The following is a 21,096-nucleotide window of genomic DNA, read 5'->3' as shown; positions in this document are numbered from 1 at the left end:
TTCGCCGGCCGCTTCGGTGTTCTATGGAGGAGAGCCCCTGGTGTAGCAGCATGCTAATGAGTTTGGAAAAGGAATTCACATTCATGTCGCGTTTTTGAACTTCAGTGCAACACCTGCGGAATCATTCGCCAACACACCAGGGAATCGGCACCTAACCAGGATGGCATTGAAGTGAAACTCTCGAAGCGTTTGACGTGCGGGTCGACTCGTCTTCTGCACGAGCATTCATTCGAGCCCTCGCATGAATTGGAATGAACAGAAAGTAAAAACACGAAGGAAATGGTGGTGGGCCAGAAAGTCCGATCAGACATGGCGCGACTGAGCCAATGTCAGGAAACTGAATGAAAAGCCTGTTCACCGTTTGCGGTGATGGGGCTACAGGCTTTTAAGTGATCCATGTGTAACGGCTGCGTCACTAACGCCTGTGCCCCAAATCCGCTTTCATGGTAGAGATGCGTCAATCCCCCAAACCGTGATGCGTCCCTGCCAATCATTGGTCGCGATACGTCGACCATCGGGGCTAAAGATTACGCGTGGAGTAAAGCCAATTCGTCCGGGTCCCAAACTGGCTCCACGAAGCGCCATCAATCGGACGCCTGTCTCTGCGTCACGCAAATCAACGATGCTCTCATAGCCGACCATGGCCAGTCGCCGTCCGTTCGGACTGAATCGGACACAGCCCACATCGTGAAAGGACGGGACTTCGTAAACAATTTGCCCGGAGTTTACATCGCATACCGCAACGTCATGTTGCCCGTGTCTGGCGGCTGCCAGCCGATCTCCCAGGGGCGAAAAGTCGAGAAAAACGGCTTTCGAGACAGTTTTCGGAAAACGAACACCCGGTTTTAATTTCCCGTCCGGGTGGAGGACATACATTTGGATTCCTTGATCGGTCCCGACAGCCAACTGTTCCCCGTCAGGATGAAAAGCCATCGCCATCGCTTGCTCTTCGTCTGATTGAACGCTGTGAGATTTGGCTTGGACATGCAAAACGGTCGGATCGGCGGAATGTTCAAGCAAGAAAACCAGAACGACCATTTTCTTATCATTTGTGCCTGCAACGGCGAGTCTCTTTGCGTCCCGACTCCAAGCGATGCATTCGATTTCGGACAAACCGACTTCGATCGAATCCAGCAAGTTCAATGAATCTCCCGACCAAATATGGATTCGCTTGGATTGAGCGAAGCCGATGTTTTGAGTGGGCGACGGTGGCTGGCTTTCCGCTGCGGGAGCTGCCAGGAACCGGCCATCGGCGCTGAAAGCAAAATCGGTTCGCGGCCAATTGGAATAGAAGGTCGTTTGCAGCTCCACCGAATCGCTGTCACTCGAATCCAGATCGTGCCAGCCGACCACGCCGGGCCGATCCATTTTCTGCCTCGCGGCAAACAAAACCCGTTCACCGACACGACCAAATTGTATGTCACCGATCGCATCACTACCGAGGCGAGTCTCAATCACACGCGAATGTGTATTCTTTTGCAAGTCCCAAATCCGCGCCGAACCATCGTGGCTTGCGGTCACCAGCCAGCGTCCATCATGACTGAACGCGCCATGTGAGATAGAGGAGCGATGCCCCATTCGCAACTGCTGACGCTGGCCGTTATCTAACGAGACAAAGTGCAGCAATCCGCGTCGGTCTCCAAACACAAACTGCTCACCACCTGGCACGAAAGTTCCCCATTGGATGTCCGTTGCTGGAATCGCACGAAACTTCCTCGCTGGGAGATCCCAAACATACGCGTGATCCTTAAACAAGCCGAACAGACTTTTCCCATCTGCATCCGCAGCAATTTCGTACAACGGATGAAAGATTGTCGATAGCTTTGAGAGTTCTTTGCCGGACTCCACATCGAAGACGCGCAACGGCCCACGCAACGGCTTGGCCAACAACCGACCGTCGGGCAGTAAGTCGACCGATGCCCCTGGCACCGACCGCACCAATTCACCGGATCGGGCGTCACGAATCTCGACCGGTTCGGGCCAAGAAATGAGCCACTTTCCGTCGTTGCTGTATCGAATGCCGGGCAGAACGCTTCTGCCCAAGAGTCCAGAGAGCAAACGCTCGGGGTATTCGCCGGTTTGTTCGATCGTTTGCAACAATCTGCCGTTGGATGTATCCCAAATCTTAATTGCACCGGGCGGATCATTACTGTTTTCGATCGCTCTGAAGCTGATGGTTGCCAATCGGTCTCCATCGGGACTGAACGCGGCCCCCGTCACACCTGTCGAGCCTCCGGGCAGGACAAGCTTTTGTTCACCCGTCCTGGCATCCCATACGATGACCTCTCCGGGCGTTTGCTCCAGGTTCATTTTCCGCGAAGAGCCACCAACCGTGGCGATGAGCTTGTCACCAGGGCTAACTGCCACACAATGAATCAGACCGGTATGACCTTGCAAAGTCATGGTGGAGCTATCGAGTTGCTCATGCAGGAAGTGCCACTCCCAATCGCGACGATCCGTCCTGTGTAACCGCCGGTCGCTGGACGGATCACCGACGACGCCATCCAACACTTGCAACGCTTCCGGAGCGATCCCGTCTTCCGCAAATTTATGTGCCAGTTGAATCCGGCTGCCATAGTCCCTCACATCGGACAACTCTCGTGCCTGCTCGGCTTCGGCTCGACGCTGATCGGCTTCTACACTCGCCAACGTTGCGCGGTGCCACAAGGTGGACAGAACGGGAACGCCGATCACCGCGACGAACATCAAAAGCGCCCACAGAGCCGCCATGGCAGGGCTTCGACGAGACCATTTCCACAATCGTTCGGCATATCCGGCGCGTCGAGCACGGATGGTCTCCAGATTGAGAAATCGCTGCAGGTCGTCCGCCATCGCCTGCGCCGTTTGGTAACGGTCCCCGGGTTCGCGTGCCATTGCCTTCATCACGACGGTCTCTAAGTCCCGATCGATGCTCGAATCAATACTTCGCGGACGAACCACGTTCCCGCTTGAGATCTGATCCAGCGTCTTCGCTCGATTGCCTTCGTTGAATGCCGGCCGCAACGTGAGCATTTCATACAGAGTGACGCCCAGTCCATAGACGTCACCACGCTGATCCCATTGTCCATCGATCGACTCTGGCGGCAGGTAGCGAAGAGTCCCGATGACGTCACCAACTTTCGTCGAGCCGTCGTCTTCTTGGCCAAGTTTTGCCAATCCAAAATCAGTCACTTTGACTTCACCATCCTTACCCAACAGCAAATTAGATGGCTTGATGTCTCGGTGCAGAACGCCCTGGCCATGAGCATATGCCAAGGCCCGGGCAACCTGGCAACCGATCCTGGCAGTCTCCCTGTGATGACTCTTTTCACCTTGCGACGGCAAGCCTAGCTCGCCGCGTTGCCGTTGCCGCTGACGAATCAGCCCTCGCAAGCTGCTGCCTTCGACAAGCTGCATCGCAAAATAATGCACGCCGGAATCCACCCCGCTGCCAAAAACGTCAACAATGTTGGTGTGGTGCAGCGTTGCGATCGTGCGAGATTCACGCGAAAACCTCTTAACGGCATCTGAGTGGAGCATCGGATGCACAAACAAAGTCTTGATTGCGACGCGTCTGCCCAATGATTGCTGCGAGGCTTCGTAGACGATCCCCATGCCGCCTCGGCCGATTTCACGGATGATTTGAAAGTCACCTAGTTGAGTCGGCGGTTGTGCTTGGGCATCGCAATCTGCCAAATCCCACTCGGCATCGAGCAAGCGGAACGCGCTGTCGATTGCCAATTCCCGATCCGGAAATCGCTCGTGATAGTCCTCGCGACTGAAGACTTGCTCCTGTGCCGACCGCAACTCGATGTCGCAAGCAAAAAGCTCGACGGCCAACTCGTCTCTCAAGGACGGATCGGCAAGCTCCAAAAACTCAGCAACGAGCGAGCCGAACGGCATCTCGGGCTTCCACTGATTTTCGAAGTCGCTGCAAAGATCCTCCAGTTCCAGGCTCTGACGTCTGATCCTTTCACTCGAACGATCACTCATTCGATTTCCCCAGACCAGAGCTTGCGAATCAAATTGATCCTGCGTTGTACGGAACGTCTCGTGCACCCCAGTTGCTTTGCAATCTCCTCATTCGTGTATCCTTCGACTCGCAAAAGCGCAACCAATTGAACTTCATGTCGCTCCAACATGGTGAGTAGGCGACGACATTCATCTTGCATCGACAATGTCAGCGCCGGATCCGAATCGTCGCAACCGATGCTCGCCAAGAGTTCTTCGGACAGTTCCTGCCGTGTCAGACGACCGCCTCGACGAGTCCGGGCTTCGGAACGAGCTCGGTTACGCCCCTTGTTCATCAGAATGACGGAAATCAACTGCCATAGCTCGACGCGGTCACCCAGCATCTCGTACGAGCCTTGACGAACACGATCACAGAGAGCGGCAAAGGCACTCAAAGCGACATCTTCTTCGTCGTAAGCGGCCGCCCCACCTTGGCCTATCTGCTTCCTCGCAAGATTCAGCATTCGAGTACGGAAAAAATCCCACAGCAGACGGGCCGCACGTTCATCGCCCTGACGCAGTTCCTGCAGCCAACGAGTGACAGACGGATCGGACGGTTGAAATCCCAGTGACATGAGTGGGTATCCAGCGATGCAGGCCAAGGGCAGACCACCCAAAACCGCATCATTCGAATCAAGTTGTGAAGCGCAATATCCTAGCCCAAATGGGTAGAATTGGGGACACAGCATCTTTGCCGGTTCGTCGAGCAGCCCTGGGGGCCCTGATGGCCCGTCCCAACGGCATCTTTTCCACACGTCATGCTTAATACCGCCATCGCCTCGGAAAGTGAAAAGAATTGTTGCTGCATAGGACCGTGAAGCGGTCTCAGACGGTAGCCGGCGATAGAGCGCTGCGATCATCGCCGGTTGATTCGGCCTGACGCGAACCGACCCCGGAGGCGGTCGCAGCCCAGATTCCGAGAAGTCTGCGACACCCTGCGGGGTCGATTCAACATGGTCGTCGCATACCACGGGTGCGCCTTCGGCGCCCCGTCGCTACCTTCTGCGATCCCCCGCGGGATCCAATTTCGCTTTCCCGAATCAGCACCCATACTGATAGGTAGTCAAAGATGTCAGCGATAAACTTCACGTTCCCCGACGACTAGGGTCAGGCGTTTGCTGATCAGTGTTCGTTAGCAGCGTCGATTCATTTACCTGACGCATCTGGTAGTGGGATTCGCCAGAATTCCTTTCGGACCGGATTTCTGGCGAAATCCATTACGCCACCTATTGATGAGGCGTACCTACGGCTTTGACTTGATTCGTCCAAATCGAATGGCGGTTCGCTTTTCGTCCGGCGAATTGGAACTGTCCCATACGGCCAGCCATTGACCCGGCTTGTCTTCGATCAGCGTCGGGTAGCTATTGCGATTGTCGGCGACGTAGAAGTCACGTTGCTGCGACCACTGGCCATTTTCTGCCCGCGTCTTGTAATACAACCCACGTCGATCGACGGAGTCACCGTAGACACAGATCTGCACACCGTCACTGTTTTTTCCAAAGAAACTCTTGGAGCGATAATTGGGCAATTCGAGTTCAGGCTTGGCGACCGACCATGTTTTGCCGCCATCTGTGCTGGTCGACGAATAGGCAAGTGGATTGGGCAATGGGCGTTCGCGATCCAACGTCGCGGTCCGCATCAATATTTTCAGTTCGCCGGCGCGGTCGGTGGGGGCGATCCCACCTTCGTGAAGAAAAACCGCATCTTCTTCGGCGTAGGGAACATAGCCGGCTAATTTCCAATGCAGCAAACTCGTGCTTTCCAAAACAAATTGTCGACGATCCCCGTGCGGATCACGGCGCAAAGAGTTGCGGTGTGCCGGTAACAGGTAATAAGTCACTCCGTCACGCTCGATCGCTTCAATCCCAGCGACGATGATCAGCGATCCCTGGTAGTCCATGGCGATTTCGACGTGGTGCCATGAGTATCCGCCGTCGGCACTGTAGGCCGCGACCAAGTCAGCGTTCTCGCTGTCGCGATAGTGAAGCGGGGCACGCATCGCAAACATCCAAATCAAATCCTGGTTGGGCGGTCGAAACAAAATCGCGTTGTTGTACGCATACTGGACCGTCCCATTTCGTTGGCGGTGATCAAACACCATGACGCGAGGCCCCCACGTCTTGCCGGCATCGCGGGAGATCGAGCAAACGATATCACCCATGTCTCCTTTGCCGCGCACTTCCAATCCATACACGGCAACAAAGTGCTTCGCTCCCCACTTTGCGATGTACGGTTCCCAGATTTTGCCGTACGGCCCATCGGGCTCAAGCGTGTCGATCGTGGTCACGTCAAAGATGTCGCCTTGGTACTCACGCTCGTCGGCACTCAACGTGACCGAAGGCATGACCGCCGCGAGACTAAAGATTACCGCTGAGACGATGCGATGAGAAAAGCGGACTTGGGATGAATTCCCACGAGAGTCAAATGTTTTTTCAGTCATGATGGATGTTGCGAAGGTGGCAGATTTGGCGGGACGATCAGCCCTTTAATGATAATCCGTCGACCTGACGCCTGGTTTCTCCGTGGCAAGATTGACGCACGTCAACGCGGTTCTCCGCCTGAGGTGAACGTTTTGGGGGCCGGGTGAACTTGGTTGGCACAGAGGGCGGTACGGACTGTTGGGCCCAAATGCTGAAGGATCAAAGGGGTCAAAGGATCAAAGGGGCAAAGGATCAAAGGGGTCAGGCCTCTTTGACGCGGCAGGCCAGATTTGGTTTTCGTTTTTGATCTTCTCGCAGGTAACGGACCAAATGGGGCCACCCACCAACTGAACATGCACCCAATCGGCCGAGCACCCCCGGGCAGGAATCCGCTTCGCTTCAACCCATCTCGCTCACGCCAAAATCACTTTCCCTAAATGAACTCTCGCTCATCGCGTCACAGGTAGTGGACCTCGCCAGTGAGCCAAGACGTTCGCTACCGGCTGGCGAGAACCAATGCTGCTCAAACGATCTCAACGACTCACCGCATCCAAAGAATCCAGTCATGTTGGAGTCCAGGCTTGAGCCGCTCGAACCTGAACTGCACCAGTGCTCAATCGCCTAAAGGCTAGACTCCAACTAAAGGCCAGTTGGTGCCACGCACAAAACGGATGTTTGAGAGGCTGATCGTCAACAGCGATTGAAGGCCTGTCTCGTGGTGACCGATGTGGGCACACGGTGGAAATGCGATGCGTCGCAGTCGGCACCACAAATACCCAAAGCCATGGCGAGCCTATAAGATTGGTGGGTGGCACCAAAAAGCCATCGCTTGATTTGAGGGACTGCGATAGATAACGCAGTTCGAGAAAACCAGGCTGTCTGAATCAGCTCGTAGATCGAAATACACGAGGTTTGTTCATGAATCCTGATTTCCGTTGGTTGAAAAAGGGGCCCTATCCGTGGTGGCGAGTACGTTCCCCTATCGAATTACGCGTACACCTAGACCTTCTCGTTGGATATGGAATTCGGACTAAGTTTTTACTACCCTGGTGTGGGATCCCATTGTTGAAGTGGCGGATTCTGGCCGAATCGTCTTCGTTCGGTGAAGCGTGGGTTTCTCGCTCTGTGGCGCCGGCGGTTTCATGTAAAGTTTGGCATTCGATTGAACCCATGGTTGAAGACCTGTTTAGCGTCTTCACCGAAATTCATCCTGGCGCTGAACTTCATCTGCACTCTTCAAAGTGCCTACACACCTGGAAAATACGTCGTGAGTTGATTCTGGATATTCACCTGAGATCAAGGCACACCAACTTGGATCATTTTTCGCGAATTGGCTCGAAGCTATTATGCATAACGCTACGAATTCTGGACGAGAGGAAAGGCGAGAACCCGCTTTTCTCGTAAGGTAAATGTTGACGGATGTAGGTTTACTAAGTCCAAGAGCTTAAGATGAAGCGATATTTAATTCTTATTGCTGCGGTGCTGATAATCTCGGCGGTTTCTGTTGCTATGTACTTGCATTCGATCCATTCAAGTCATCGGCAAGTTCGTCAGACCGAGTCCGGAAACGCTGCGACCGACTTGAAAGAGACTCAGCAGTTTTTTGACGAGTATCCCCATCGATTCGGAGGCTCCTGTTTTCAGTTTCATGGCGACTATAGGCACCTCCGCTTTTCCGGGGATGGAAGGATGCTCGTGAGCTGGGGAGAAGTCGCCCGCCTTTATGATATGCAGGATTTAAGTCTAGTTCCTTTAACACAGGCATCTAATATATTTTCTTGTGGCTTTACGGGGGACAGCCATCTCGCAACGTTCCATCAGTCCAAAAAAGTTGTCACACATAGCAGCATGCCTGCAACCTTTCGAGTGAGCCCAAACCTCGCCGTGGGTGCCGCGGCATTCTCACCAATTAAAGAGCAACTCTATCTGGGACTCGCCAGTAAGGAACCAGAACTTAGCCAAATTGCAGATGGATCGGTAAGATCATGGAGTCTGTTTACCGGCCTTGAGGTCGATGAGTTTCACCCAAATGTAGGAAGTATAGAAGACATTTGCGTTTCACGCGGTAGGTTTGTAGCGGTGAGAGGTGACGCAGGTATTGTGCTTTGGGATGTGCTGTCCATGAAAGGGGCGAAGATCGTCTCCGCAGACAGCGGCACATTGCGACTTGCTTCCGCAGCAATGTGTTTTTCACCCGACGATCGATTCCTGGCAGTTAGCTTCCCAGGTCAAATGACGAAGGTTTGGAATACGGTTACAGCGGAGCTTTCGCTGACCTTAAAATTAACTCCGGCGTCATTGCACACTGGTGCCACGAGGCTTCCAGTTTGCTTTTTGAACAATCGGTTGATTGCCCATGCTGTTTCTAAGGGTCGGATACTCATTTGGGATCTCATCGACAATGCCGAGAAGTCAAGTATCGATACTGGACACCCAAGGCCAGTCTCTGATATCGACTGTGTACCAGGAGGGAGCAGGCTCGCGGTTCTTTTGGAAGATGAACCCCGAAAAATTCGATTTTGGAGTCTCGATAGCGGACAGGAGATTGATCCGCTTCAGGGACACGAGTCTATCGTAAAAAAGGTGAGCTACGCTGCACAAGGGAAGCGACTTGTTACATCTAGCACCGACGGAACGATTCGCGTGTGGGATACAAGAAGCGGAGGACTAATAGCTAATCTGCGAGTTGCGAAACGAGTGTTTCCTGAGTTCCATTCGCCGCCCTTTTCGGTATCAGCTGATGGAAGCCGACTGTTTTCGAGAAAGGCTTCGGAGATCATCGTACTCAACGTGATGGATGGGAGCGAAATAGCCCGTTTCGCTGCAGGAGAAGGAGCCCCGTATTCATTTCAATTCTCGGAAACGAGCGATAAGCTTTTCTGTCTTGTAAAAGAAAAAGAGGTTGCAAAGCCGTCAGACATAGATCGTTATGATACCAGACTTCGCTGTTATGAGGCCAAAAACGGTGCTGTCGAATGGGAGATCAAGAACCTTGGGATTTTTTCCAGCGGACTTAAAGTGTCTCCGGACGGCACCATCGCTGCGACCAAAGTGGGTCCAAGTGGGCGAGGGTTGATTAAATTTTGGGATCTAGAGACCGGCGAACTCATTCATACATTGGATGGGGGTGCCTTTGAATTCGCGGAGCGAGGGAAGTCAATTATAGTCTCACAATACGAAGGAAGTGGTCGTATTTGGTCGACAAAGGACTGGTCACCCATTGGAGAGCCATTCAAATTGCCTCTTGCAGCATCAGATTTAACTCTGTCACACGACGGCGCAATGCTCGCTGTGACATCTCCCCGCAGTCAATTTGATGCAGATGTCACACTATGGGACATGATCAGTCTCAAAAAAATCTGGGAGCGTCCAATCGTCAATGATTCAGCCCCTTCGTCCAGCAACTTGGTGTTCTCATCTGACAACCGGTTTCTTGCAGGCGGCTGCACGGATGGCACTGGTGTTGAGTGGAAACTTCCTGAGATTGAGTAGCGTATAGTGCCCGCTTTAACTCCTGCCCTCCCTTTTTTCGCGTACCCGTGAAAATCCATCATAACCTGCTAAAAGCGATACAAGATGCTGTGTATGCGTTGATTGGAGTCACTTTGTGTGCGTTCTTGATGATACATATCTTTGTTGCATCTGCAGGGAGAGGCGGAAAAACGTTTGCAGATATCAGCCTTGTTGAAACTTGCCTTGGAGTTTTTCGAGCAGAATCAATTCAAATGCATATTCTGCGAGCTGGCTTTGTCGGCGCTGTTCTAACGATCGTTGTTTTTTTTGCTTCGCTTTTCTGTCAAGGTAGCATCTACGATTCTCGGATATTCAACACAGTGTTGGTTTGCGCAGTCATCGTACTTTCTCTTGTTGCGTGAACGGGAAAAGAAGTCGGACGCCGATACGGGCCAAATGGTGCGACCAAATGGTGCCACCCACCAACTGAACATTCACCCAATCGGCCGAGCGCTCCCGACAGGAATCCGCTTCGCTTCAACTCATATCGCACGCCAAAATCACTTTCCCTAAATGATCTCTCGCTCATCGCGTCACACGTAGTGTGACCTCGCCAGTGAGCCAAGACGTTCGCTACCGACTGGCGAGAACCAATGCTGCTCAAACGATCTCAGAACGTGTTTTGAAATTGCGTTGAGCGCATAAAAATCGCTACAGCTCCGGGTGCAATTTAAATCCCAAGGATGGAGCTGTAGCGATGTCACCAGGCAAGGAATATGCCAGTAACCTCACTGAAAAACAATGGCAATTGATTCGTCGTCTTTTGCCGAAGCCCAAACGTCTTGGGCGAAAGCCAATTAATCGACGAGAGATCATCAATGCGATTCTGTATTGGAATCGGACTGGGTGCCAATGGCGATACTTGCCGAGTGATTTTCCCAACTGGAATACTGTGTACGGGGTTTTCCGACGGTGGCGAATCGACGGCACCTGGAAAAAGATCCACGACAAACTTCGAGAAAAGGTACGCAAAGCTGCTGGGAAGAAGCCCACGCCAACTGCCGCCATCATTGACAGCCAGTCTGTCAAATCCGCTGAGGGTGGTGAGCAATGCGAATACGACGCGGGGAAAAAGGTGACCGGGAGAAAACGCCACATCGCTGTCGATACGCTTGGGATGGTTCTGGTGGTCGTTGTTCATGCTGCAAATCTTCAGGATTACGAAGGAGCACATTTCGTATTTCATCGCATCAAAGAAACGTATCGACGTTTGAAGGTTGTCTTTGCCGACAGTGCCTACGGCAAATGTGGGTTGCCGGCTTGGGCGAAAGAAACCTGCCGAGTGGTACTGCAAACAGTACTCCGTCCGGTCAATGTGAAAGGATTCGTTGTCCTACCAAAGAGATGGATTGTTGAACGCACATTCGCATGGTTAAATCGACATCGTCGGCTTTCAAAAGACTACGAAAGACTCACTGAAAATTCCGAAGCAGCCATCTACATCGCAATGATCGACCTCATGACCCGACGGCTGGCAAGGGCCGAAAACTGAATTTCAAAACACGTTCTCAACGACTCACCGCATCCAAAGAATCCAGTCATGTTGGAGTCCAGGCTTGAGCCGCTCGAACCTGAACTGCACCAGTGCTCAATCGCCTAAAGGCTAGACTCCAACTAAAGGCCAGTTGGTGCCACGCACAAAACGGATGTTTGAGAGGCTGATCGTCAACAGCGATTGAAGGCCTGTCTCGTGGTGACCGATGTGGGCACACGGTGGAAATGCGATGCGTCGCAGTCGGCACACAAATACCCAGAGCCATGGCGAGCCTATAAGATTGGTGGGTGGCACCAAAAAGCAAGGATGATAGACTGGAAACGACGAAGGCTTATAAGTGGAAACTGGGCGGCGTCATTGACAATTCGGTCATAACCACTGATTTGCCTGCTTTACCGGATGATGATGATGACGAGTAGAGAAACGAAAGACAGTAGAAGCAGGAAATACGAATTCAAAATTCGATTTGGTATGCTGCTTTTGCTCACCGCTGTGCTATGTCTGTGCCGCCTATCGCAAACCGTTTGGCAGAACAAGCGTTTGCCCCCGATCGATGTGGCGGAGCGTAACGGTGCACGGTTGTTGACAGTTAGTGAACGCGTTCACTTATACCTATGGAAAATTAATTTAGCTAGCTCGCCACCTGACAAATACGCCGACAACCTCGTCGACCTTGTTCAAGATACGGTTAGATCAGATAGCGATTTTGGTCAGTTGAGCAAATCAAATGTCGTCCTGTCAACTAATTCGAACGAGCGTTTGGAACCGTAGTTTTTTTTGGCCTCGTCAGCGAACTCGTCTTAAAACCCCCTTCCCCTTTTCGCGTTCTTTCCCCTTTTTGCGATTCTGAAAACACAGGACTCAGTGATGCATGACGACATCAACAAGGAAGCCGAGGATCATACCCGAGGCGCAACCCAGCATTGCGATGGTCGCACACAATAGAAACATGCTCGTAAACCAAGTCCGTTGCCAGTCGCGAAACATGTACTTCATGACGTAGAAAGGAAATACAACGCACATTAGCCCCTGAGACACATCTCGTTTGAACGCGAGGACAACAATACGAATAGCGGAGACGATCGTGACCACGCTACCAATACCGATCACGGCTGCCGCGAGGACAACGGCTAGCTGAGAAGAAAGCAAATAGACCACGACGGTAAGCACAGTCGATCCCACGAATGTGAACGCAACGAGACTCCAACAGTAAGAGACCGAGGGAGGCTGTCCATTCGGAATCTCTGGAGTCGTCGAACCTGTCGCATAGGGGTTTTGGACCGGCTGAACTTCTGCAGGGTGATCGAGACCAGACACTGGCAATAGGTTCGTCTGTCGATCAGGGATTTGCAGCAAGGTTTGGCACGTCAGACACCGTATTCGGTCTTCGCTGCCACTGGGAATTCGCATGACGTTCTCGCAGGACGGGCAACGAATCACTTTTGTTGTCATCACGCTGATAGGACCCAAATAGGAACGCTAGAATTCACAAAACGCAAATTATAGTGCATCGTGCAGTTCAAGAGTTGGGGTGTCGCTACGTTAGGCACTGTTTATCAATTGTGAGCCGACGGCGACAGCCTTGTCTTTACCCACATTTCCAACGCGGATTTGTGAAACATCTTTTCGTTTTTGCCAGTTTTTGTGCGGTCGTCCATCGTGTTAAACATCGAGGGAGTGTGACTGGCAACCCGCGGGGCTTCTGCGTGAACTGCCTTAAAACCCCCTTCCCCTTTTCTCGAACTCATCTCGCGCGTTAAAATACTTTCCCTAAAAGATCTCTCGTTCATCGCGTCACAGGTAGTCGGCCTCGCCAGTGAGCCAAGACGTTTGCTACCGGCCGGCGGGAACCAATGCTGCCCAAACAATCTCAACGACTCACCGCATCCAAAGAATCCAGTCATGTTGGAGTCCAGTGCTCAATCGCCTAAAGGCTAGACTCCAACTTAAGGCCAAATGGTGCGACCCACAAAACGAAACTCGTTTTAAAACCCCCTTCCCCTTTTCGAACCCCAAAGCCATGGCGAGCCTATAAGATTGGTGGGTGGCACCAAAAAGCTAAAAAGCTTCCTTTCACGTTGGCTTGGACGTCGCATTGATCAATGATGGGCACGGCGGTCTTTCCCGAGATCCCCGTGTAGACCACCGAGTCACGCTAAACGCTTCCATGAAAAAAGCGGGAGCCGTGGAGGCTCCCGCTTGACGTTGCGACGCGTGGTGGACGCTTGACTGAAATCAGTTCAATCTCACTTCACGATCTTTTCGATTTCCGCGTCCAATTCGGCGGCACGGACGTTGTGCCGGGCCATATTGCCTTGCTTGTCGATCAGCATCATCGTCGGCAACGTTTGCACGCCGAACGCGTTGGACAGTGGGCTCGACTCCAAGCCGCCTTCCTCGAACAACTGCACCCAAGTCAACGGGTTGGCCTTGAGGAATCCTTCCGCGTCGGCGCGAGAGGCATCGACGTTGATACCGACCAAGGTCAAACCGACGCTTTTGTAGCGTGCTTGCAGGCGACGCAGCAGAACCATGTCTTGTTTGCATGGCTCACACCAGGTCGCCCAGTAGTGCAGCACCACGGGGCGTCCGCGGTACTTGGAAAGTTGAAACGCGTCGCCGCCGATCGTCTTGCCTTGCAATTCGACAGGTTTACCGATCGACTCCAAGCGGCGAACCGCGCCGGCGGCCTTTTTACCCATGTCGGTGCCGGTGAACTCCGTGGCCACCGTTTTGTAGTACCCCAGGGCCTCGCGTTCTTTGTCCTCGAACTCTTTGCTGAGCGCCAATTGCAACATCGCTTGGGCGGACTCATTGGTGCGTGGGTAGCGTTTGACGAATTTTTCCAGGGACTCCAAGTACCAGGTTTGCACTTTTTCGAAATCAGCGTCCTTCGTTTGACGGGTCACGTACTCCGTCGCGATCGTCTGGTAGTCCGCGTACGCCGCCAGGGTCTCGTTGCCCTCGCAGTAGGTTGCCGAAACCTTGGCCAATCGAGCCAAGCCTTCGGGGTATTTGCCGCTTTGGGTGGCCACGCTGACGGTGTCGACCAACTGACGTGTCCACGTTTCCCGATCGAGCTTGTTGCCGGCCGCGGCGATCAATCGCTCCACCACATCGGCGCGGGCGGCGTGCAGTTTAGACGCGTCGCTGTCGCCAGCGGTCAGGAGTTGCTGGTCCAATTTTTCGAGGGTGGCGACCAATCGCTGTGTCGCGTCGTCGGCCGGCGAGCCGAGCGCGCCGGTGCCGCCGGAGGAGAGACCTGGAGACAGAAAAACGCCAGCGGACTGTGCGACGGGCTCGCCATCGGTGCCGATACTGGGCAGCCCGACCAATCGCCATGCGTCACCGACTTGGATCATCGAACCGACCAGCAACTGGCCAGGCGTTTTCTTCGTTTCGTACATCGCAACGACATTTTCGTAGACCACCAGATCTGACGTAGCGCCATCGGTTCCCGAGGGGATCACGGCGGGGGCGGGAGCGGCGAACTGCACCCACTGGGTCTCCGGCCCGATGGTCGTTTGACGTTTCGCCAAGCCGGTGAAATCAGCTGCGGCACGTTTCATGCGATCGACCAAACGCTCGGCCGCGTCCGCAGAGACGCCGGCGTTGGTCAGGTCTCCGGGGGTGGCCAGCAGACGTGTGAAGCGAACCGGATCGGCTTCTCCCAGTGCACGCACCAATTCGGCCGTGACTTCTTCGGCGGAAATCCGCTTCCACAGATCGATCTTTCCGTCTTCGTTTTCGTCCAAGCCCCAGCGGGTGCCTTCGGTGCCGAGCCAGCGATATTGATCGGGGCTGCGGTTGTAGTTGCCGTCGATGTCGCGGTAGACCTCAATGCCTTGGTTGAAATAGCACCACAAGTCGATCTTGTTGTCGGCGTTGGTGTCAGCAAAACGTCGCAAAACGGTGCCGTCACCGCTGGCCACTTCCCAGCCCGTCCAGCCTTTGATGTCGATATCGCGTACGACGCAGGTGGACAATTCCTCTGTGGGGACCTGTTCGTAACGCACGTCCGCTTGAACCGGCGTCAATTTCAGGGCCTCCGCAGCCGAGGGCGGGGCGGCAAATCCGGCCGTGGAAGCCAGTAGGCCGGCCAGCAATGTCAGCGAGAGCCGGGCGGTAGAGGCCAGCGGGAACCGGGCGGTGCAGCGGCTTTTTTTTCGATCCGTCATGAAGTTTTTGTCCGGTAGTGAAGTGACTCGAAAGGGTGAACCCGGTTGTGAAGCAGCTCGCAAGCCATCCAAAACAGGGAAAAACGTTGATTTCAGTGCTGATTGACGCGTTGATTGACGCGTCAATTTTCGGGCCTCAAACAGGATTCTCGGCCCAGTCGCTATTTTGCACGAACCTGGGGGTTCAGGAAAATGTCGATTTAAGCAAACATGGGTAGCGTGCCGAAAGAACAACTTCGACAGAGATTGGGCGAAAAACTCTTGGCGTCTTCCCTTTGACAGGAAAACGACTTTGCGTACACTCTGCGATTCACACCTGAATTGGTGTGGGGAACTGATTTGAGAAAGTCCACTTGTGGGCCGACGCAAAGCAGTTCAGGATTCGGGCGTGTAGCTCAGTTGGTTAGAGCGCGTCGCTGATAACGACGAGGTCCCAGATTCGAGTTCTGGCACGCCCATCTCGCCTTCATTGGCGGTTTCGCCCTTGGCGGCGAAGAAGAATTGTGAGATTCTAGGAGTCTCAAGTGTACCCGTTCGCGGGTGCAGGAGGGGGTATAGCTCAGTTGGGAGAGCGCCTGCTTTGCAAGCAGGATGTCGTCGGTTCAAGTCCGTCTACCTCCATCTAAAAAAAGCCATTTGTCACCAGGTGACAAATGGCTTTTTTCGTTTACACCGGCGTCAATCGGGAACATTCTCGCGACAATACGCGTCTGTGACGCCGCAATTCGGCCAATCCTCGACCAGCGTTGAAGACATTCTGGACGCAGTTTCCCTACCGATACTTTCGGCCACGCCATGGCCTCACTGTGCTAGCCCAGATGATTCATAACCCGACGATGTCACAACTCATTGTCAAGAATCTGTTTGCGCTAAAATCAAACATCCGCATGAATGATTCGGGCTAACCGTGTGAAAAACCCATGGCCTTACGTCCAGCGGCTTTTCTCATGAATAACCGCGGCGAACGGGGGGCCACTGATCGTTTTGGTTGCCAACGTATCGCTTCATCATGCGATCTGACATGCATTTGCAAGACACTCGCTCAGACCAATTCTCCGAAATACACCGGTATCTAAGGCGAATCTGCAGGCGATTGGGAGCTGCGGCTTGGGAATCGGGTAGCTCTGCTTCAATCGACGACCTTTCTCCCAATCGAGTACAAAACGCTCCTCGCGAATCTGGCTGAACTGATCCTGGTTGACCTGGATCGCCGGCTGAAACGCGACCAATCGCTCTGAGCTCATGACAGAACAAAGAGATCAAATGCTCGAAATGATTCCCTACCTGCCTCTCATTCGGACGGAGTTTTCAGAACATCAGCTCAGTGAATAGCAATCACTGATGCAAATCTTTGGTGACCAATGGATGGTACAAAGACGTGGAGAATCCGGCTGCTCCCGAAATTGCCCAGGACACCTTCACTCTCATCTTTGGCCAATGAAGCCGGCGCAGCGGAGGATTCCGCTCACTGCAGCGACTCAGAGTGCAGAGTGAATTGAGCAGAAATGAACTCACGAAACCGATCTGCGGGACCGATGAACTAGATTCCCGAGGCCAAAACGGTCGGTTGAGCCGGGAGAGACGAGAACGGAAAGTGTCCTTTGACGCGAAAAACGTGCCGAAAAACGACTTGCTGAAAAATTTGCCAACTTTTGGCCATCAGCGGTTGACCGGCAGAACTTCCCCGGTATCTTTCCTTTCTCGCTGGCAGACATCATCCGACGCACGTTGGAGACCGCCAGGGAGGGTTGAAATCGGAGAGAAAACTTTCTTTCAGATTTCATGCGAAGCTCGGTTGACGGCAACATTCGCCGTCGCTAATCTTCGCCCTCGCTTGTGAGCGACCGCCCGACACACCAGTCATCAATGGCTCTTGTGTCGAACGGCTGCCCATCAGCAGCGTCCCTTGTTTTGCCTCCCAACGGAGGCCCGACAAGGCATTGATTTTTGACAATTTGGTTGTTCGGTAATTGGCATCTATTGATCGCCACGTTTAGTTACCACCGCAGTACTCGCAAGAGCGTTGCAAGGTAATTGAATTTGGTGACTACAAATAGTTCTTCGGAAGCGTTGTCGATTGCGGTTGCTCGAGTCAGCTTGCTGGCTGGGTAGTTGTGGTCGACACATTAGAATAACGAATCTGACAGGATTCTGTGCTAGTCAATTGCTTGGGTGTTGAAGAGTTTGCTTCGGCAGACTTCGATTCAGTCGAGTGAATGGCGAAATGTGATATCGTTAGGATAGATCCAACGAAATTGCGTATTCAGCTGGGTTGCTTAGGCGACTCAGTTTGAGTTCGGGATTTTGGCGGCCAATCTATCAAGGGCACATGGGGGATGCCTTGGCATTGAGAGACGATGAAGGGCGTGGAAGTCTGCGAAATTCTTGGGGGAGTTGACAAACAAGCGATGATCCCGAGGTACCCGAATTGCACCTGACTGAATACATAGGTCGGGATGCGGTAACCTGGTGAACTGAAACATCTAAGTAACCAGAGGAAGAGAAAGAAAAATCGATTCCGTCAGTAGCGGCGAGCGAAATCGGAACAGCCCAAACCATGAAGGTTTCCTTCGTGGGGTTGTAGGACTCCAATATTGGATTGTGTATCGCTAGTGGAAGGCCCTGGAAAGAGCCGCCATAGAGGGTGACAGCCCCGTACGCGAAAGCAGATACGCACCATAGGAGCACCTGAGTAGGTCCAGTCACGTGAAACCTGGACTGAATCCGCGGGGACCATCCCGCAAGGCTAAATACTCCTCAATGACCGATAGCGAACCAGTAGCGTGAGCGAATGGTGAGAAGAACCCCTGCTAGGGGAGGAATGTGAACCTGAAACCATGTGCCTACAAGCGGTCGGAGCCCTATGGTTTAACCACGGGTGACGGCGTGCCTTTTGCATAATGATCCGGCGAGTTGTGGTAAGCGGCTTGGTTAAGTCCTGACGGGACGAAGCCCAAGGGAAACCGAGTCTTAATAGGGCGAATATGTCGCATGCTGCAGACGCGAAAGCTGTGTGATCTACCCATGAGCAGGTTGAAGCGCGGGTTAAACTGCGTGGAGGACCGAACCCACTTAGGTTGAAAACTGAGGGGATGACTTGTGGGGAGGACTGAAAGTGTAATCAAACCAGCAGATAGCTCGTTCTCTCCGAAATATCTTGAGGGATAGCGTCGAGCCACTATTTACCGGGGGTAGAGAGACTGAATGGGATGGGGGCCCTTCCCGGGGTACCTCACTCAACCAAACTCCGAATACCGGTAAAACTATCTCGGCAGTCAGTCCCTGGGGGATAAGCTCCAGGGTCGAGAGGGAAACAACCCAGATCGCCTGCTAAGGTCCCGAAGTAGTACTCAGTCACTAAGGAAGTTGAAGTGCCGTGACAGCTGGGATGTTGGCTTAGAAGCAGCCACCATTTAAAAAGTGCGTAACAGCTTACCAGTCGAGCATTTCTGCGCCGATAATGAACGGGAGTAAGTACTACACCGAAGCAGCGGGCTTGCTTTGCAAGCGGTAGGAGAGCGTCGAAGACCAGATACAAGCCATACGGTAACGAGTGGTGTCGGGGTCTTCGAGTGATTATGCCGGAATGAGTAACGATAAAACAGGTGAGAATCCTGTTCGCCGAAAGCGTAAGGTTTCCTGGGGAAGGCAATTCCGCCCAGGGTTAGCCGGTACCTTAGTCGAGGCCGAAAGGCGTAGACGATGGATAGCAGGTCAACATTCCTGCGCCGGTTGTGTATTCGATGCGGGGACGGCGTCCAGAAAGTGAGCGGTACGAATAGAAATGTCCGTAGCGAAAGCTGAGTTGGCGGGAGTTAAATGACCCGCGTAATACAAGGCATAGCTCGAGAGCATATAAGTTCTCGAAGTCATTGGAAGGACGTCCAAGAAAAGCCGCTAGGTTAAGCAACTGACCGTACTAAAACTGACACAGGTACGCGAGATGAGTATTCTAAGGCGCTCGGGAGAACGGTGGTTAAGGAACTCTGCAAAATGGCCCCGTAAGTTCGCGATAAGGGGCGCCCTTGGCGGTGCAAGCTGCTGAGGGCCACAGAAAATCGGCTGTAACGACTGTTTATCAAAAACACAGGTCTCTGCTAACACGCAAGTGGATGTATAGAGACTGACGCCTGCCCGGTGTTGGTAGGTTAAGGAAGAGGGTTAGGTCTTCGGACTGAAGCTCGCGACCGAAGCCCCAATAAACGGCGGCCCTAACTATGAGGGTCCTAAGGTAGCGAAGTTCCTTGTCGGGTAAGTTCCGACCTGCATGAAAGGCGTAACGATTTCAGCACTGTCTCAACCACCGACCCGGTGAAATTGTAGTCGTGGTGAAGATGCCACGTACCCGCGGTTAGACGGAAAGACCCCGTGAACCTTTACTGTAGGCTGATATTGGGTTGAGATATGTCTTGTGTAGGATAGCTGGGAGGCTTTGAACTCGGCACGCCAGTGTTGAGGGAGCCGCTGTTGAAATACCAGCCTGGTCATATTTTAATTCTAACTTTGATCCCATGAATCTGGGCAAAGGACAGTGTCAGTCGGGCAGTTTGACTGGGGCGGTCTCCTCCCAAAGAGTAACGGAGGAGTACAATGGTACACTCAGCCTGGTCGGCAATCAGGCGAAGAGCGTAAAGGTAGAAGTGTGCTTGACTGCGAGAGCCATCACTCGAGCAGGAACGAAAGTTGGTCTTAGTGATCCGGTAATCCCGAATGGAAGGGTTATCGCTCATCAGATAAAAGGTACTCCGGGGATAACAGGCTTATCGCATCCGAGCGTCCACAGCGGCGATGCGGTTTGGCACCTCGATGTCGGCTCATCACATCCTGGGGGTGTAGAAGCTCCCAAGGGTTTGGCTGTTCGCCAATGAAAGTGGTACGTGAGCTGGGTTCAGACCGTCGTGAGACAGGTCGGTCCCTATCTGCCGTGGGCGTTCGAATCTTGAGGAGATTCAACTTTAGTACGAGAGGATTTAGTTGGACGAAGCTCTGGTGTCCCAGTTGTCGCGCTAGCGGCACGGCTGGATAGCTAACTTCGGAAAGGATAAACGCTGAAAGCATCTAAGCGTGAAGCCCGCTCCAAGATTAGGATTCGTAGACATTAGTCGAGAGCCCCCTGGAAGACGACCAGGTTGATAGGCTGGGTGTGTAAGCACGGTAACGTGTTCAGCTAACCAGTACTAATGGGCGAAGGATTGGCCGTCGATATCCCGCACTCAAACTTGTCAGGTTTGTTGACGACTCCGTAGAAAACTGCTGATTACCGAACATAATTGTCATTGTCCCTCCGGGGACGGCGACAAGCATGCGAAATACCGTGCTTGTTGTCTTTTTGGCGAACATATCAGAAAGGTTATACCTGTTCCCATCCCGAACACAGAAGTCAAGCTTTCTGAGCCGATGATAGTGCCCACAAGCGTGAAAGTAGGTATCGCCAAATTTTTAAAAGCCCTTTGATGGTTCTCCATCAAAGGGCTTTTTTTATGCGCCGACGCCCGCAGTA

Annotated in this window: 7 protein-coding genes, 2 tRNA genes and 2 rRNA genes; 6 read left to right on the top strand and 5 right to left on the bottom strand. The window is 53.1% G+C overall.

Annotation, left to right across the window (positions count from 1 at the left end):
- Positions 1-441: 441 nt before the first annotated feature.
- The 3 genes from Pla52nx_RS07935 to Pla52nx_RS07925 form a co-directional block, all read right to left on the bottom strand.
- Positions 442-3,972 carry a serine/threonine-protein kinase gene (locus Pla52nx_RS07935; RefSeq protein WP_146522501.1) on the bottom strand — a complete coding sequence of 1,177 codons (3,531 nt, stop codon included), beginning with the start codon at positions 3,970-3,972 and terminating at the stop codon, positions 442-444.
- Positions 3,969-4,565, bottom strand: a complete 597-nt coding sequence (locus Pla52nx_RS07930; RefSeq protein ID WP_197454963.1) for an ECF-type sigma factor — start codon at positions 4,563-4,565, stop codon at positions 3,969-3,971. Before Pla52nx_RS07930 ends, Pla52nx_RS07935 begins: the two co-directional genes overlap by 4 nt.
- A gap of 668 nt (positions 4,566-5,233) precedes the next feature.
- The gene (locus Pla52nx_RS07925) at positions 5,234-6,430 is read right to left on the bottom strand and encodes a sialidase family protein (RefSeq protein ID WP_146522499.1); all 1,197 of its coding nucleotides are present in this window, start codon (positions 6,428-6,430) and stop codon (positions 5,234-5,236) included.
- Between the two features lie 1,429 nt (positions 6,431-7,859).
- Here Pla52nx_RS07925 and Pla52nx_RS07920 point away from each other — a divergent pair.
- A complete protein-coding gene (locus tag Pla52nx_RS07920) occupies positions 7,860-9,902 on the top strand; it encodes a WD40 repeat domain-containing protein (protein WP_146522498.1) in 2,043 nt (680 codons plus the stop codon).
- Positions 9,903-10,620: 718 nt separating this feature from the next.
- The gene (locus Pla52nx_RS07915) at positions 10,621-11,415 is read left to right on the top strand and encodes an IS5 family transposase (RefSeq protein WP_146522496.1); all 795 of its coding nucleotides are present in this window, start codon (positions 10,621-10,623) and stop codon (positions 11,413-11,415) included.
- Positions 11,416-12,279: 864 nt separating this feature from the next.
- Here the strand turns inward: Pla52nx_RS07915 and Pla52nx_RS07910 are convergent.
- A complete protein-coding gene (locus Pla52nx_RS07910; protein ID WP_197454962.1) occupies positions 12,280-12,828 on the bottom strand; it encodes a hypothetical protein in 549 nt (182 codons plus the stop codon).
- Between the two features lie 836 nt (positions 12,829-13,664).
- Positions 13,665-15,596: a redoxin domain-containing protein gene (locus tag Pla52nx_RS07905; protein WP_146522494.1), complete on the bottom strand. Its 1,932-nt coding sequence runs from the start codon at positions 15,594-15,596 to the stop codon at positions 13,665-13,667.
- 384 nt (positions 15,597-15,980) lie between these two features.
- Between Pla52nx_RS07905 and Pla52nx_RS07900 the strand changes: the two genes are divergently transcribed.
- The 4 genes from Pla52nx_RS07900 to rrf all read left to right on the top strand — a co-directional run bounded on the left by Pla52nx_RS07900 (position 15,981) and on the right by rrf (position 21,033).
- A tRNA-Ile gene (locus Pla52nx_RS07900) sits at positions 15,981-16,054 on the top strand.
- A gap of 90 nt (positions 16,055-16,144) precedes the next feature.
- A tRNA-Ala gene (locus Pla52nx_RS07895) sits at positions 16,145-16,217 on the top strand.
- A gap of 1,688 nt (positions 16,218-17,905) precedes the next feature.
- Positions 17,906-20,796, top strand: a 23S ribosomal RNA gene (locus Pla52nx_RS07890).
- Between the two features lie 128 nt (positions 20,797-20,924).
- Positions 20,925-21,033, top strand: a 5S ribosomal RNA gene (gene rrf / locus Pla52nx_RS07885).
- Positions 21,034-21,096 lie beyond the last annotated feature (63 nt).

The organism is Stieleria varia, assembly GCF_038443385.1.
Lineage (GTDB): Bacteria > Planctomycetota > Planctomycetia > Pirellulales > Pirellulaceae > Stieleria > Stieleria varia.
This window is presented reverse-complemented; position numbering and strand designations above follow the sequence as displayed.

Bases quoted from the DNA above. Each gene is read 5' to 3' on its own strand.
- Pla52nx_RS07905 (WP_146522494.1), bottom strand. From the start codon at position 15,596: ATGACGGATCGAAAAAAAAGCCGCTGCACCGCCCGGTTCCCGCTGGCC.
- Pla52nx_RS07910 (WP_197454962.1), bottom strand. From the start codon at position 12,828: ATGCGAATTCCCAGTGGCAGCGAAGACCGAATACGGTGTCTGACGTGC.
- Pla52nx_RS07925 (WP_146522499.1), bottom strand. From the start codon at position 6,430: ATGACTGAAAAAACATTTGACTCTCGTGGGAATTCATCCCAAGTCCGC.
- Pla52nx_RS07930 (WP_197454963.1), bottom strand. From the start codon at position 4,565: ATGTCACTGGGATTTCAACCGTCCGATCCGTCTGTCACTCGTTGGCTG.
- Pla52nx_RS07935 (WP_146522501.1), bottom strand. From the start codon at position 3,972: ATGAGTGATCGTTCGAGTGAAAGGATCAGACGTCAGAGCCTGGAACTG.
- Pla52nx_RS07915 (WP_146522496.1), top strand. From the start codon at position 10,621: ATGTCACCAGGCAAGGAATATGCCAGTAACCTCACTGAAAAACAATGG.
- Pla52nx_RS07920 (WP_146522498.1), top strand. From the start codon at position 7,860: ATGAAGCGATATTTAATTCTTATTGCTGCGGTGCTGATAATCTCGGCG.